The 14,565-nt window shown below is 60.8% G+C and carries 13 protein-coding genes; 8 read left to right on the forward strand and 5 right to left on the reverse strand.

The genetic code is table 11. The annotated features are described in order from the left end of the window. Positions 1-124: 124 nt before the first annotated feature. Together maiA and glcC are read right to left on the reverse strand one after the other, a co-directional pair. The gene (gene maiA, locus BMY73_RS03085; protein WP_092404957.1) at positions 125-757 is read right to left on the reverse strand and encodes a maleylacetoacetate isomerase; all 633 of its coding nucleotides are present in this window, start codon (positions 755-757) and stop codon (positions 125-127) included. A gap of 86 nt (positions 758-843) precedes the next feature. Continuing rightward, positions 844-1,611 carry a transcriptional regulator GlcC gene (gene glcC / locus BMY73_RS03090; RefSeq protein WP_092404959.1) on the reverse strand — a complete coding sequence of 256 codons (768 nt, stop codon included), beginning with the start codon at positions 1,609-1,611 and terminating at the stop codon, positions 844-846. Positions 1,612-1,950: 339 nt separating this feature from the next. Between glcC and glcD the strand changes: the two genes are divergently transcribed. The 5 genes from glcD (at position 1,951) to BMY73_RS03115 (ending at position 8,633) form a co-directional block, all read left to right on the forward strand. After that, a complete protein-coding gene (glcD, locus tag BMY73_RS03095; RefSeq protein ID WP_092404961.1) occupies positions 1,951-3,450 on the forward strand; it encodes a glycolate oxidase subunit GlcD in 1,500 nt (499 codons plus the stop codon). Then, the gene (gene glcE, locus BMY73_RS03100; RefSeq protein ID WP_092404963.1) at positions 3,450-4,547 is read left to right on the forward strand and encodes a glycolate oxidase subunit GlcE; all 1,098 of its coding nucleotides are present in this window, start codon (positions 3,450-3,452) and stop codon (positions 4,545-4,547) included. The genes glcD and glcE overlap by 1 nt, the downstream gene beginning before the upstream one ends. 3 nt (positions 4,548-4,550) lie before the next feature. Then, a complete protein-coding gene (gene glcF / locus BMY73_RS03105; protein ID WP_092404965.1) occupies positions 4,551-5,774 on the forward strand; it encodes a glycolate oxidase subunit GlcF in 1,224 nt (407 codons plus the stop codon). A 49-nt stretch (positions 5,775-5,823) separates the two neighbouring features. After that, the gene (locus tag BMY73_RS03110) at positions 5,824-6,231 is read left to right on the forward strand and encodes a heme-binding protein (protein ID WP_062380880.1); all 408 of its coding nucleotides are present in this window, start codon (positions 5,824-5,826) and stop codon (positions 6,229-6,231) included. Positions 6,232-6,452: 221 nt separating this feature from the next. Further along, a complete protein-coding gene (locus BMY73_RS03115; protein WP_092404967.1) occupies positions 6,453-8,633 on the forward strand; it encodes a malate synthase G in 2,181 nt (726 codons plus the stop codon). A 161-nt stretch (positions 8,634-8,794) separates the two neighbouring features. Here the strand turns inward: BMY73_RS03115 and BMY73_RS03120 are convergent, their stop codons facing one another. Further along, positions 8,795-9,811: an HTH-type transcriptional regulator GntR gene (locus tag BMY73_RS03120; protein ID WP_092404969.1), complete on the reverse strand. Its 1,017-nt coding sequence runs from the start codon at positions 9,809-9,811 to the stop codon at positions 8,795-8,797. A gap of 272 nt (positions 9,812-10,083) precedes the next feature. On the opposite strand from BMY73_RS03120, the gene BMY73_RS03125 reads away from it, so the two are divergent. The 3 genes from BMY73_RS03125 to csrA all read left to right on the forward strand — a co-directional run bounded on the left by BMY73_RS03125 (position 10,084) and on the right by csrA (position 12,768). Beyond that, positions 10,084-10,599, forward strand: coding sequence for a gluconokinase (locus tag BMY73_RS03125; RefSeq protein WP_175500124.1), 516 nt, complete (start codon positions 10,084-10,086; stop codon positions 10,597-10,599). Positions 10,600-10,714: 115 nt separating this feature from the next. Beyond that, a complete protein-coding gene (locus BMY73_RS03130) occupies positions 10,715-12,067 on the forward strand; it encodes a GntP family permease (RefSeq protein ID WP_062380873.1) in 1,353 nt (450 codons plus the stop codon). Between the two features lie 512 nt (positions 12,068-12,579). Next, on the forward strand, positions 12,580-12,768 hold the full coding sequence (csrA, locus tag BMY73_RS03135) for a carbon storage regulator CsrA (RefSeq protein WP_062380972.1): 189 nt from the start codon (positions 12,580-12,582) through the stop codon (positions 12,766-12,768). A 348-nt stretch (positions 12,769-13,116) separates the two neighbouring features. Here csrA and BMY73_RS03140 read toward each other — a convergent pair whose 3' ends face one another. Beyond that, positions 13,117-13,359 carry a DUF465 domain-containing protein gene (locus BMY73_RS03140; protein ID WP_062380871.1) on the reverse strand — a complete coding sequence of 81 codons (243 nt, stop codon included), beginning with the start codon at positions 13,357-13,359 and terminating at the stop codon, positions 13,117-13,119. A gap of 195 nt (positions 13,360-13,554) precedes the next feature. Beyond that, a complete protein-coding gene (locus tag BMY73_RS03145) occupies positions 13,555-14,496 on the reverse strand; it encodes a ketopantoate reductase family protein (RefSeq protein ID WP_092404973.1) in 942 nt (313 codons plus the stop codon). Positions 14,497-14,565 lie beyond the last annotated feature (69 nt).

Raw genomic sequence — 14,565 nt, forward strand, 5'->3', positions numbered from 1 at the left:
AAAGTGATTTGCACAGCGGCGAAGTCACTGTTCAGCAGGTGGCGCACAGGGAATGCCCCGTACGCTGCGGGCGAGGAAGTCGCCGAAGATCAATTGCAGACCGAAGATTTTCATGGAGGACAGGTTACTCCGGCTTGTCGGATTGCGCATCGGGGTGCGCAGCCTGAAAGGCCGGATGCTGCAACGCCAGCGCCTCGACCCGGCAGATACGCGGGAACGCAGTCAGGTCGACATTGAAACGGCGGGCGGCGTACAGCTGCGGCAAGAGATACACATCGGCCAGACCAACGTCGCCGAAACAGAAGCCCTGGTCACCGATCAGCGCTTCAACGGCGGCAAAACCCTCACTGATCCAGTGCCCGATCCAGGCGGTCACATCGCCTTCGTCGTGCCCCAGACCGCGCAAACGGTTGAGCACCGCGACGTTGTGCAGCGGATGGATATCACAGCCGATCAGCGCCGCCACTGCCCGGTGTCGGGCTCGTTGAATCAAATCTCCGGGCAATAACGCCGGAACGGGCGCGCGTTCTTCCAGGTATTCGATGATCGCCATGGACTGGGTGATCACTTCGCCCGTGTCGAGCCGAAGTGCAGGAACGCGCCCCTGCGGATTGATCGCCAGATAGCCAGGCTTTCGATGCTCGCCACCGTCTCGAATCAGATTGACGGGGATAGCGTTGACCTGCAGCTCCTTCAACGCCAGGGCGATCCGCACCCGGTAGCTGGAGGTTGATCGGTAGTAGGTATAAAGATCCACGGCAGGCCTTCGCGTTGTTTTCTTGTTTTATTCGTAAACGACTTACGCAATGCGTAAATTGCGGCAATACCTGACGACTGTCAAGGTCAGGTCCACCCCTCCAGGCGCAAGGTGGCCCGTACCAGTCGCTGCTCTTCGTTCTCGATCTCGCGCAGGCTTTCGCAGATGCTTTGAATGTGCGCCACGGCGGCCTTGCGCGCCTGTTCCGGCAGACGCCCGGTGACGGCGTTGTAAAGCCGCGCATGATGGCGGTCGATCTGGCGTTTCTGCGCTTCGCGGTGGTACAGGTTGTTGACGGATGCAAACACCGTGTTGAGCAACAGGTCGGTCAGCGAGCGCAAGGTCTGCACCAATACCGGGTTGTGAGACGCCTCGCAGATCGCCAGATGGAAGGCATGGTCGAGGCGTGCGTGCTCGGAGGCCGACAGTTCATGGTCGTGAGCCGCGACCAGCGCATTGTAGGCCCGGGTGATCAGTACGAAATCAGCGTCGGTTCCGCGCAAGGCCGCCAGCCGAGCGGACTCGCCCTCCAGCAGGCTACGCACTTCGAACAGGTCGTACAGCGTGCGAGGCTGCGAGGCAAACAGGTGCATCAAAGGCGAGGCAGCGGTCACTCCCAACCCGCCCATCTGCGCGACGAACGAGCCCTTGCCCTGTCGGGTTTCGATGATGCCTCGGGCACGTAACAGCTTGAGCCCTTCACGCAGCGCCGTACGCGACACGCCCAGCTTCTCGGTCAGGCGCCGTTCCGAAGGCAATAGCTGTCCGACCTTCAGCACGCCATCGACGATCAGCCGTTCGATACGCTCGCTGACCACGTCGGCGACTTGAGGCGTGAGCTTGTTTGTTTCCATGATCCAGCGTCCACAATAGAGGTGAATTCTGCACAGCCCTGAAGGCGCTCCTTGCTGCAAGCATCGTAAGCACGTTGCCTAACCGACGGATCAACTGGTATGACCAGTTATAAAAATAAAGAAATCCGTTGAGTCAGCAAATACCAGCCCTTTGATAAACATGGATTTTTTTAACAGTCATTGGGCAAATGACAAAAAAAACTGGTTCGACCAGTGCGTTAAGACATGGACAGTAAGGCCCCCGCAGCCAATGATGCAAGCCAGCGGTAGAACGTTCAGTCAAAGAACGGGCCCTACATAAATCGCCTCTTATAAAAACAACAGGGTTGCGAACCCATCATGAATATTCTGTACGACGAACGCGTCGATGGCGCGTTGCCTGCCATCGACAAGGCCCAGCTGCTGCAGGCCCTGCAAGCGCGACTGCCTGATCTGGACATCCTCCATCGCGAGGAAGAACTGCGGCCTTATGAATGCGACGGCCTCTCCGCCTATCGCACCACCCCGATGCTGGTGGTGCTGCCGGAGCGGGTCGAACAGGTCCAGACCGTGCTCAAGGTCTGCCACGAACGCGGCGTGCCCGTCGTGGCGCGCGGCGCGGGTACGGGCTTGTCGGGCGGCGCACTGCCGCTGGAAAAAGGCGTGCTGCTGGTGATGGCGCGCTTCAACAAGATCCTGCACATCGATCCCGCCGGCCGTTTCGCCCGTGTCCAGCCTGGCGTGCGCAATCTGGCGATTTCTCAGGCTGCCGCGCCTTACGACCTCTATTACGCGCCGGATCCGTCATCGCAGATCGCCTGCTCCATCGGCGGCAACGTCGCGGAAAACGCGGGCGGCGTGCACTGCCTCAAATATGGCCTGACCGTGCACAACCTGCTCAAGGTCGACATTCTGACCGTTGAAGGCGAACGCATGGTGCTGGGCTCGGACGCCCTGGACACCCCAGGCTTCGACCTGCTGGCGCTGTTCACAGGCTCCGAAGGGATGCTCGGCATCATCACGGAAGTCACCGTCAAGCTGTTGCCCAAACCGCAAGTCGCGCGGGTGCTGCTGGCGGCGTTCGACTCGGTGGAAAAAGCCGGACGGGCGGTGGGCGACATCATTGCCGAGGGCATCATTCCTGGCGGGCTGGAGATGATGGACAACCTGGCGATCCGTGCGGCCGAAGACTTTATCCACGCCGGTTACCCGGTGGACGCCGAAGCCATTCTGCTGTGCGAGCTCGATGGCGTCGAAGCCGACGTTCACGACGGCTGCGACCGGGTTCGCGCCGTGCTTGAAAAAGCTGGCGCCACTGAGGTGCGTCAGGCCAAGGACGAAGCCGAGCGCGTGCGTTTCTGGGCCGGTCGTAAAAACGCGTTTCCTGCCGTGGGTCGGTTGTCGCCCGATTACTACTGCATGGACGGCACCATTCCGCGCCGTGAACTCCCGGGCGTGCTCAAAGGCATCTCGGCGTTGTCCGACGAATACGGGCTGCGGGTGGCCAACGTCTTCCATGCCGGCGACGGCAACATGCACCCGTTGATTCTGTTCGACGCCAACCAGCCGGGCGAGCTGGACAGAGCGGAAGCGCTGGGCGGCAAGATTCTCGAACTGTGCGTGAAAGTCGGCGGCAGCATCACCGGCGAACACGGGGTGGGCCGCGAGAAGATCAATCAGATGTGCGCGCAGTTCAACAGTGACGAACTGACGTTGTTCCATGCCGTGAAAGCGGCGTTCGACCCCAGCGGCATGCTCAATCCCGGCAAGAACATCCCGACCCTGCACCGCTGTGCCGAATTCGGTGCGATGCACGTGCACATGGGCAAGCTGCCCTTCCCTGAACTGGAGCGTTTCTGATGGGTGCCGAACGTCAACCCCACTTCACCGCGCAGGATCGCGATGCCAGTGACGTGCTGCAAGAACAAGTCAGTCAGGCCATTCAAAGCGGCCTGCCACTGCGCATTCAGGGTGCCAACAGCAAGGCGTTTCTCGGGCGCGAGGTGGCCGGCGAAGTGCTCGATACGCGCGTGCACAGAGGCATCGTCACCTATGACCCCACGGAACTGGTCATCACCGCGCGCGCCGGAACCCCGCTCAGCGAACTGAATGCCGCGCTGGAGGCGGCCGGGCAAATGCTGCCGTGCGAGCCCCCCACCTTCAGCGATGGCGGTGTGGGCGATGCGACGGTTGGCGGCATGATCGCGGCGGGCTTGTCCGGTCCGCGCCGGCCGTGGTCAGGCTCGGTGCGCGATTTTGTCCTCGGTACACGCGTCATCACCGGCCTGGGCAAACACCTGAAGTTCGGCGGCGAGGTGATGAAAAACGTCGCCGGTTATGACCTGTCGCGCTTGATGGCCGGCAGTTTTGGTTGTCTGGGGCTGATCACCGAAGTCTCACTCAAAGTCCTGCCCAAGCCCCGGCTGTGCACCAGCATCGCGCTGGAGATGGACAGCGACCGCGCCCTTGCCCGTCTGGCCGAGTGGGGTCAGCAGCCGTTGCCGATCAGCGCGGCCAGTCACGATGGGCGCGTGCTGAGGCTGCGCCTGGAAGGCGGCGAAGGTTCAGTGGCAGCAGCTCATGATCGCCTCGGCGGGGAATCCATCGACCCGGCGTACTGGCAAGCGCTGAATGAGCATCGGCTCGACTTTTTCACCGATGGCCGGCCACTGTGGCGACTCTCGCTGCCGACCAACACCGCTGTGCTCGACCTGCCAGGCGATCAGTTGATCGACTGGGGCGGCGCGCAACGCTGGCTCAAATCCGAGGCCAGCGGCAGCGAGATTCGCGCCATCGTTGGCGCGGTGGGCGGGCATGCAACTTCTTACAGCCATGGCCTGGATGACAGCCCGTTCCAGCCACTGCCCGCGCCGCTCCTGCGCTATCACCGCCAGCTCAAGGCACAACTCGATCCGCACGGAGTCTTCAATCCGGGCCGAATGTACGCAGAGATCTGAACCATGCAGACCACCCTGAGCGAACAGGCGAAACGCCTGCCACGCGGCGAAGAAGCCGAAAGCATTTTGCGCAGCTGCGTGCATTGCGGGTTCTGTAACGCCACCTGCCCGACCTACCAACTGCTCGGCGATGAACTCGACGGCCCGCGCGGGCGGATTTACCTGATCAAGCAGGTCCTGGAAGGCAAGGAAGTCACCGAGAAGACCCAGCTTCACCTGGACCGGTGCCTGTCGTGCCGCAACTGCGAAACCACCTGCCCTTCCGGCGTGAACTATCACAACCTGCTGGACATCGGCAGGGCTGTGGTCGACGCCGCCGTGCCGCGCCCCCTGAGCCAGCGCGTGTTGCGCGAGAGCCTGCGCGCCGTGGTGCCGAATGCCGGGCTGTTCAAGACACTCACCCAGATGGGCAATGCGTTTCGTCCGCTGCTGCCCGGCTCACTCAAAGACAAGCTGCCGGGCAATATCCGTCCGCCTAAAGCGCGTCCCACGCAGCAGCATGCCCGTCAGGTGCTGATACTCGAGGGCTGCGTGCAACCGGGCCTTTCACCCAACACCAACGCGGCGACCGCCCGGGTGCTGGATCGCCTGGGGATTAGCGTCAAATCGATCGCGCAGGCCGGTTGCTGCGGCGCCGTGGACTACCATTTGAACGCACAGGAACAAGGCCTGGACCGCGCACGGCGCAACATCGATGCCTGGTGGCCGAGCCTACAGGCCGGTGCCGAGGCCATTGTGCAAACGGCCAGCGGATGCGGTGCCTTCGTCAAGGATTACGGCCATATGCTGCGCGACGATCCGGCATACGCCGACAAGGCAGCACAGGTCAGTGCCCTGACCAAGGACCTGGTGGAAGTGCTGCGCGCTGAGCCCCTGGAGAAACTCGGGGCCTGCACCAGCACAAAGCTGGCATTTCATTGCCCTTGCACCCTGCAGCACGCGCAAAAACTCGGCGGCGCGGTGGAGGCGGTCCTGACCCGCCTGGGGTTCAACCTGACCCCGGTGCCCGACGGTCACCTGTGCTGTGGCTCGGCCGGCACCTACTCGATCACCCAGCCGACGCTGTCGAAGCAGTTGCGCGACAACAAGATGAATGCACTGGAAAGCGGTCGACCGGAAGTCATTGCGACCGCCAACATCGGCTGTCAGACCCACCTGGCCAGCGCGGGCCGTACACCGGTCAAGCACTGGATCGAACTCATCGAGGACGCGCTGCATCCAAGTTGATCGCAGACCGTCTTCTCCCTTACGTCACCCTATTCATCAGGAGAACTTCATGAAAACCAAATCCGTGCTCACCCAGACCGAAGTCACCCGGATCCTCGCTGCCGCGCGCACCGAAGCTCAGGCCAACGGGTGGGCCGTGTCCATCGCCGTGACGGATGACGGCGGTCACCTGCTGGGCTTCGAGCGTCTGGACGGCTGCGCGCCGATCGGCGGTTATATCGCGATCGAAAAAGCCCGTACCTCGGCGCTGGGTCGTCGCGAGTCCAAAGGCTACGAAGAGATGGTCAATGGTGGTCGCACCGCGTTCGTGACCGCGCCTTTGCTGACGTCGCTGGAAGGCGGTGTGCCGGTCATCGTGGACGGCGAAACCGTCGGTGCGGTGGGTGTCTCCGGCGTCAAAGCCGACCAGGACGCACAAGTTGCCAAGGCCGGTGTGGCTGGCGTGAATGCGGGGTAACGTGCGCACTGCTTTTGATTCTGCCCGGCGGGCGTAGGAGCAAGCTTGCTCGCGATCTGCCGGGAACCGGCAGCAAATGCCCTACACGCGGTGTGTCAGAGGTCTCGCGCAATCAGGTTTTACTGCCGCTTCGCGCCAGATCGCTGGCAAGCCGGCTCCCACGCCCTCCGGGCAGAAGCGAGTCTGGCGTCCTATCACATGTTTTTAACGGAGAACCCGAGATGACCGAATTCGTCAACAGCCACAACCTCAAGGTGGCGGCCAATCTGAAACGCTTTGTCGACGAGGACGTGCTTCCCGGAACGGGCCTGGACCCGGATGTGTTCTGGGCCGATTTCGACTCGCTGGTCCACGACCTGGCGCCCATCAACCGCGAGCTGCTGGCCGAGCGCGACCGGATTCAGGTGCAGTTGGACAAATGGCACAGGTCCAATCCGGGCCCGGTCACCGACATGCCCGCCTACATCGCCTTCCTCGACTCCATCGGTTACCTGCAACCGGTTCCGGCCGAGGTTCAGGCGACCACCAGCAAAGTCGACATCGAAGTAAGCGAACAGGCCGGTCCGCAGCTCGTGGTCCCTGCGGCCAACGCGCGCTATGCGCTCAACGCCGCCAACGCCCGCTGGGGTTCGCTGTATGACGCGCTGTATGGCACCGACGCCATTTCCAGCGATAACGGCGCCGAGATCAAGGCCGGATATAACCCACTGCGTGGCGCAAAGGTCATCGCGTTCGCCCGTGCCCTGCTCGACGAAGCCGTGCCCTTGGCGTCCGGCTCTCATGTCGATGCCAAAGCCTACGCGGTGGACAGCGGCGAACTGCGGGTGACCCTGGGCGACGGTAGCCAGTCGCGCCTCGCCCAACCGGAAAAATACGTTGGCTATCAGGGGGACACAGAACAACCCACCGCCATCCTGCTGAAGAATCACGGCCTGCACATTGAGATCCAGATTGACCCGTCCAGCCCGATCGGCAGCAGCGACCCGGCGGGTATCAAAGACCTGCTGATGGAAGCGGCCCTGTCGACGATCATCGACTGCGAAGACTCCGTGGCGGCCGTTGACGCCGACGACAAGCTGGTGATCTACCGCAACTGGCTAGGCCTGATGAAGGGCGACCTGACCGAAGCACTGGTCAAGGGCGGCAAGACCATCACCCGCCGACTCAATCCTGATCGCGAATACACCGCCGCCGACGGCAGCCGCATCACCCTGCACGGGCGCTCACTGCTGTTCATCCGCAACGTCGGGCATCTGATGACCAACCCGGCGATTCTTTATGACGGCAACAAAGAAATTCCCGAAGGGATTCTCGACGGCGTGATCACCAGCCTGATCGCGCTGCACGACCTGCACAATCGCGGCAACTCACGCGCCGGCAGCGTCTACATCGTCAAACCGAAAATGCACGGCCCGGCCGAAGTGGCCTTCGCCGACCAACTGTTCAGTCGCATCGAAGACGCCCTGAAGATCCCGCGCAACACGCTGAAGATGGGGATCATGGACGAAGAGCGGCGCACCAGCGTCAACCTCAAGGCGTGCATCAACGCCGCGTCCGCACGGGTGGCGTTCATCAACACCGGCTTCCTCGACCGCACCGGCGACGAGATGCACACCTCAATGGAAGCGGGCGCCATGCTGCGCAAGGGCGACATGAAAGCCACGCCGTGGATCAAGGCTTATGAGCGCAGTAACGTGCTGGTCGGTCTGGCGTGTGGCTTGCGCGGTCGCGCACAGATCGGCAAAGGCATGTGGGCGATGCCGGACCGGATGGCCGACATGCTGGAGCAAAAGATCGGTCATCCGAAATCCGGGGCGACCACCGCGTGGGTGCCTTCCCCAACGGCGGCCACACTGCATGCGCTGCACTACCACAAGGTCGATGTGAAAGCGGTACAACTGGAGCTGGAACAGGTCGACCTGGACAGCGTCAGCGAAGACATCCTGCTCGATCTGTTGAACATCCCTGTCGTCGAGGAAGCGAAGTGGACCGATGACCAGATCCGCGAAGAGGTCGAGAACAATGCGCAAGGGCTGCTGGGCTATGTCGTGCGTTGGGTCGAGCAAGGAGTGGGTTGCTCCAAGGTGCCGGACATTCACAACGTCGGCCTGATGGAAGACCGCGCCACGCTGCGTATTTCCAGCCAGCACATCGCCAACTGGCTGCGTCACAAGGTGATTGACGACCACTACGCGATGGAAACGCTCAAGCGTATGGCCAAGGTCGTGGATAAACAGAACGCGGGCGACTCTGCCTACACGCCAATGGCGGAAAACTTCGACAAATCGGTCGCCTTCCAGGCCGCGTGCGCGCTGGTATTCAAAGGCCGCGAACAACCAAGCGGGTACACCGAACCGCTGCTGCACGAGTTCCGCTTGGCGTACAAGAAAGAAGAGAAATAAAGCTTCCCCAGGAAGACTGCAGCGCCTGTGGGAGCTGCCGGAGGTTACGACGGTGGCGAAAGCGGTTTACCTGACACACCGCATTCGTCACCGTCGTTATCTCCTGAAGCTTCCACAAGGTGATGTGTCAGCCAGAAATTCCGCTCGGCACGCCCATGGAATCAGGTGCTTTCCCGCACCACCAGCTCAAACCCCAGATCGACCTGCGCCTGCTGGACATTGCCGTCCAGCAAGCCGAGCAGCAATTGCGCGGCACGCTGGCCGACTTCTTCACGCGGCGTGCGAATGGAGGTCAGCCGCGGCACCATGTGTGCCGAGCCTGGCAGGTCGTTGAAGCCGATCAGTGACACTTGCTCAGGAATCTTGATCCCGCGACGCAATGCCTCCAACGCGGCGCCTTGTGCCAGGTCGTCGTTACAAAAAAACACCCCGTCGACATCCGGATGCTCTGCCAGCAGCCGCGCAAACAGCTCTCCGCCCAAGCCAATCGACGATGGCAATGGCGAAGCCATCTGCAGGGTTTCGTCGTAAAGCCCCTGCGCTTCCAGGGCGCCGCGAAACCCCGTTCCGCGCTGGATCACCCGCGGATCCAGTTGCGCCGACACATAGGCCAGACGCCGACGCCCGCGGCTCAACAGATGCCGCGCGGCTTCCGCGCCCGCCTGCTGCTGAGAAAACCCCACGCAAGGCTCCGCGCGCGCAGGATCGAGCTCCATCATGTGCACGCACGGCACACCGCTCGCCGCCAACAGCTGTTGCGCCGCCTGGCTGCGATCGAAGCCGGTCAGCAGAATGCCGCGCGGCCGGTTCGCCAGATGGCTGCGCAACAGGTTTTCTTCTTCTATAGGCGAGTAGTGATAGTTACCGATCACCACTTCCAGTCCGCGCGGGCGCAAGACGGTCTGGATGGCTTCCAGCGTCTCGATGAACAACTGGTTGGACAGGGATGGCACCAGCACCACCACCGACTGGCTTTGCGACGACGCCAGTGCACGGGCAGCAGGGTTGGCGACATAGCCTAGACTCTGCGCAGCGGCGCGGACTTTTGCTACCAGTTCCGGCGCCACCGTGGCCACGCCGCGCAGCGCTCTTGAGGCAGTAATCGGGGAAACGGCGGCGAGTTTCGCGACTTCATTGAGCGTGGGACGACCGGTGGAGCGGGAACCAATGCGTGTCATGCGTTGCCAACTGAATGGAAGTAAAAACCGAAGGGGTTGCGATTGTCTCGGATGGGCTCTAAGGTAGCGCTATCTCACGGAGGCCCGCAACTTTCTTCGATCGTATTCACGGCCGGACAGATGCATCTCATGGATCAGCGAGATAACCATAACAATGACTACACCCGGAAACAGTCTTGCCGGACTTGCACACTATCCGGCGAAGACAGCGCTGTCTTCGGGACGAGGTTTTTATGACTACTGCTCCACATGCAATATCCGCCGTCGTGGTAATGGGTGTTTCCGGCTGCGGCAAAAGTGCCGTCGGGGCTGAAATTGCCAAGAACTGTGGCGGTCGCCTCATTGAAGGCGACGCGTTCCATCCTCAGGCGAACATCGACAAGATGAGCGCTGGCCATCCTCTCAATGACGAAGACCGCGCAGGCTGGTTGACCCGCCTGGGCGAAGAAGTCGCCGCCGCCCTGAAGAACGGCGAAAAGCCGGTCCTGACCTGTTCCTCTCTCAAGCTCATTTACCGTGACCGTCTGCGCGCAGCCGTGCCGGGCTTGGGGTTCGTGTTTCTGGAGCTGACCAAGGAACTGGCGACCGAGCGTTGCTCGCACCGTCCGGGGCATTTCATGCCGGCCAGCCTTGTGGACAGCCAGTTCGCCACCCTCGAACCGCCCTACGGTGAAGACCGGACGCTGGTCGTGGATGCGACAAAAACCATCGAGACCATCGGTGCCGAAGCGGCAACCTGGTGGACCGCCTCGCAAACCCAATCTGCCAACGCTCTCACCGGCTCCTGATCCTCGATCCGGCGTGAGCGACAAAGATAGCGCTGTCTTTTTGTGTGCACACGGCAGTGAACAACAGCGCTGAGCAGTAGCTCCAAAAAAACAAAATACAACGGAGAGACACCCCATGTTCGGTATGACTCAAGACACGTATCTACTCGTCGATGCGTTGGTGACCATCATTGGCCTCGTGCTATTGATCACCAAGTTCAAAGTCCACCCTTTTATCGCACTGACCATCGCAGCAGGTTTTCTCGGGCTGACCTCCGGGATGCCGGTAGACAAAGTCATGAAATCGTTCCAGGACGGTTTTGGCGGCGTGCTGGGTTTCGTCGGTATCATTCTTGGCCTCGGCACCATGCTGGGCAAACTGATGGCCGACTCCGGCGGTGCCGACCAGATCGCCCAGACGTTGATTCGCCGCTTCGGCAAGGATCGTGTCCACTGGGCCATGATGTTCTCGGCCTTTCTGGTCGGTATCCCACTGTTCTTCGAAATCGGCTTCGTGTTGCTGATCCCGCTGGTGTTCATCGTTGCCCGTCGCAGCGGCGTTTCCATCGTCAAGATCGGTATCCCTCTGCTGGCCGGCCTGTCCGCGGTACACGGTCTGGTGCCACCGCACCCGGGCCCGCTGCTGGCCATCGGCATTTTCAACGCTGACATCGGCAAGACCATTTTCTACGGTCTGATCGTTGCCTTCCCGACCGCAATCATCGCAGGTCCGATCTTCGGCAAGTGGATCGCCAAACGCATTCCTGGCAACCCGTCCCAAGAACTCATGGACCAGATTGCCAAGGAGTCGACCAGCGAGAACCTGCCGAGCTTCGGCATCACGCTGGTCACGATTCTGCTGCCGGTGTTCCTGATGCTGCTGAAGACCTTTGCTGACGTCGCACTGCCCAACGGCCATGTCTTCCGCATCTGGATGGACTTCATCGGCCACCCGATCGCCGCCCTGCTGTTCGCCTTGCTGCTGGCGTTCTACACCTTTGGCTCGGCGCGCGGCTTCAGCCGTGATCAGATCATCAAGCTGCTGGACCAGAGTCTGGCGCCGGTTGCAGCGATTGTGCTGATCGTGGGTGCTGGCGGAGGCTTCAAACAAATGCTGGTGGACAGCGGCGTCGGCAACCTGATCGGTCATATGGCCGTGCAGGCGCAGATTTCGCCCATTCTCCTGGCGTGGCTGGTCGCTGCGGTGATCCGCGTCGCGACCGGTTCTGCGACCGTCGCCACCATCACCGGCGCAGGTATCGTCGCGCCTGTCGTGGCATTGGTACCGGGCGTCAACCGTGAACTGCTGGTGCTGGCAACGGGCGCAGGCTCCTTGATCCTGTCCCACGTCAACGATGCCGGCTTCTGGCTGGTGAAGCAGTACTTCAACATGACCGTGGTCGAAACCCTGAAGACGTGGACCGTGATGGAAACCATCCTCTCCGTCGTCGGTATCATCCTGATCATGCTGCTGTCGCTGGTGGTCTGACTCGCTGACTGCTGCCCCATGCCCACCCTCGCGGTGGGCATGTCGTTTCTGCTTCCCCTGCCTCTGCTCGCCCCGATGCCACGCATCTTCAGGCAGCATCTCGCTCATTTCCCTATACTCATCTCACTTTGCCGCCACACGATTCGGAACTCTCCTACACTGCTCTAGGAGTCCGCGTATAGGCAGGCTAATGAAAATTTCATCGCCAGCTGGCACGAGTTCTTTGCAATAAATGCGAAAGGAGTGTGCAATAGGCGCCGCCCCGGATCTGGCTATCAGGGTTATAGCCAATTCTTAAGGGGATTTACCGCCAAAAACAGGCAAAATTCGCATGCCGTCTGGCCTCAGGAGCACCCATACCGATGACAATAAAAGGGTCCTGGGGAATTAAAACCGTGCCCATGGCGTCATACTGACGGACGCATGTGGATGCACTCGGCATTACCACCACCCAAAAGGCTAACGCCAGCCTCCTGGTAGAGGCGCTTCAAGAGGCCATCAAGGAAAAGATTATGTTGATACTCACCCGTAAAGTCGGCGAAAGCATAAACATCGGTGACGAAATCACTGTCACCATTCTGGGCGTACAAGGCCTTCAAGTAAGGCTCGGTATCAACGCACCGAAGAATGTTTCAGTACACCGTGAAGAAATTTACAAACGTATTCAGGCTGAAATCGCACCGAACCAAGAGCCCCAATGAAGCACCCGGTATCGCTAACATGCCCACCCGCGCGCAGCGTTAGCCATCCGGGTTCACTGCTTTAGTCACCGGTCTGCTGCTGCCCGGTAGCAGACACTTTAAACGGCGTACGCCTGACGCCGTTTAACGTCGACAATCATTTGGATCCATAACACCCTCTTTCTTTTAGCGCCGACCAACTAACCACTCAGCGCCTAGTTCATTGATGGACTCATCGAAACCGCTCTAATTCGCACTTTCTTGACGACTGTGCGGGCGCATCGCCGTGCGCCTGGATGTGGGTAACCAAACAAAAGGCCGGTCATCCTATGGAAAACCGGCCGCTTGTTATTCAGGAATCGGGACGACTCAGTCCGGATACGTCATGTGCTTAACGATTTGGTCCTTGGCCAGCAAGCGTTTTTCCTTGAGCTTCTTGAGTTGATCGTCCGAGACATCGCCCGCCTCTCCAGCCTCTGCCCTGAGGATGTCGGTATCAATCATGCCGTAGTCTTCGACCAGTTGATTGAGCTTGGCATCCTTGCTGCGAAGTTTGCTGAGCTCTTCCTTGCTGACACTTAAATCCGCATACAAATCGTGCTTGACCGGCATGGTGCGCCTCTCCTCTGACAACAAATGTTGAATAGTTGAGGGTAGCTCACGCTAAAGGTTCGGCGCTTGTGCAATGCAATCGACCAACTGTCCGCTCGCATGTCGACCTGCGCAAACCTGACCGGCGCTCCAGTGGCAACCGCCAGGGAAGCTGTCGCTGACCGCCCCTCCCGCCAACGCACCGCCCGTGGTCACTCAGCCTGCATCCCTCAATCGCCGCGCCTCATAGGACTTGAGATTCACGTAGACGGCGCCCAGTACCGACAACTGCTCTTTCGCAGTGTTATCGGCGCTGGACCGGCGGGACACCATATCGCCAATCACCTGCTCGACCTCGATGGGCGCCCCCCGCTCGATATCCCGCAGCATGGACGCGGTCATCTTTGAGTCTCTGCTGGTCAGCATCGTCTGGAAGCGCTGCCTGACGTCGCGTCGAATCGCATACCCGGCCTGTTCGGCGACGCGGGCGCATTCAGCCAGTAATGTGAGAATCATCGTCTCGCCACCGCTGGCGATCACGTCGCCGATGCTTGCCCGCATTGACCCGGTGATCCCCGCCGCCGTGGCGATGAAGCACCATTTCTCCCACATTTCCTGAACGATCTGCTGACTCAGATTGGCATCGAACCCCGCGTCTGCCAGAGCCTCGGCAACCTTGAGAATGCGCGCAGTCAACGCACCGCTGAGTTCGCCAAAGGACAGCTGGTTGGTGTCGTTCAAATGCAGGATCGCGCCGGATGCGTCTCGATCAAGCGAGATCAGACACTGCCCGCCCAGGACGTTCTCAGGTTCGAAGCGCTCAGCCAGTCGGTCCAGGTGCGCCATCCCGTTGAGCAGCGGCAGAATCACCGTCTGTGGGCCGACCGCTGCGCTGAAGGACTCCATGGCCGCGTCGAGGTCGTAAGCCTTGCAACTGAGCAGGATCAGATCGAAGGTCTGGTCCAGCATCGGCGTCATCACATGCGGCGGCGACGGATACAGAATATTGCCCAACGGACTGCGCACGATCAGTCCGCTGCGGTCCAGCTCCTCGGCGCGCCCAGGGCGGACCAGAAACGTGACATCGCGCCCGGCTTCCAGCAGTCGGCCGCCGAAGTACCCCCCTATCGCGCCTGCACCTACGACCAAGATACGCATAGTCTTTCGATTCCTTGTGGAGTCAACCTGAGAGGGTCCGGACAACCCAGAATAGATGAACGCGACAAC

This window comes from Pseudomonas sp. NFACC02, assembly GCF_900110765.1.
Lineage (GTDB): Bacteria > Pseudomonadota > Gammaproteobacteria > Pseudomonadales > Pseudomonadaceae > Aquipseudomonas.

What these genes read in the sequence shown, in the direction of transcription:
- glcC (WP_092404959.1), bottom strand. Translation starts at nt 1,611, where the DNA reads ATGGAAACAAACAAGCTCACGCCTCAAGTCGCCGACGTGGTCAGCGAG.
- BMY73_RS03130 (WP_062380873.1), top strand. Translation starts at nt 10,715, where the DNA reads ATGTTCGGTATGACTCAAGACACGTATCTACTCGTCGATGCGTTGGTG.
- BMY73_RS03115 (WP_092404967.1), top strand. Translation starts at nt 6,453, where the DNA reads ATGACCGAATTCGTCAACAGCCACAACCTCAAGGTGGCGGCCAATCTG.
- BMY73_RS03140 (WP_062380871.1), bottom strand. Translation starts at nt 13,359, where the DNA reads ATGCCGGTCAAGCACGATTTGTATGCGGATTTAAGTGTCAGCAAGGAA.
- csrA (WP_062380972.1), top strand. Translation starts at nt 12,580, where the DNA reads ATGTTGATACTCACCCGTAAAGTCGGCGAAAGCATAAACATCGGTGAC.
- BMY73_RS03120 (WP_092404969.1), bottom strand. Translation starts at nt 9,811, where the DNA reads ATGACACGCATTGGTTCCCGCTCCACCGGTCGTCCCACGCTCAATGAA.
- glcF (WP_092404965.1), top strand. Translation starts at nt 4,551, where the DNA reads ATGCAGACCACCCTGAGCGAACAGGCGAAACGCCTGCCACGCGGCGAA.
- BMY73_RS03125 (WP_175500124.1), top strand. Translation starts at nt 10,084, where the DNA reads ATGGGTGTTTCCGGCTGCGGCAAAAGTGCCGTCGGGGCTGAAATTGCC.
- glcD (WP_092404961.1), top strand. Translation starts at nt 1,951, where the DNA reads ATGAATATTCTGTACGACGAACGCGTCGATGGCGCGTTGCCTGCCATC.
- BMY73_RS03110 (WP_062380880.1), top strand. Translation starts at nt 5,824, where the DNA reads ATGAAAACCAAATCCGTGCTCACCCAGACCGAAGTCACCCGGATCCTC.
- BMY73_RS03145 (WP_092404973.1), bottom strand. Translation starts at nt 14,496, where the DNA reads ATGCGTATCTTGGTCGTAGGTGCAGGCGCGATAGGGGGGTACTTCGGC.
- glcE (WP_092404963.1), top strand. Translation starts at nt 3,450, where the DNA reads ATGGGTGCCGAACGTCAACCCCACTTCACCGCGCAGGATCGCGATGCC.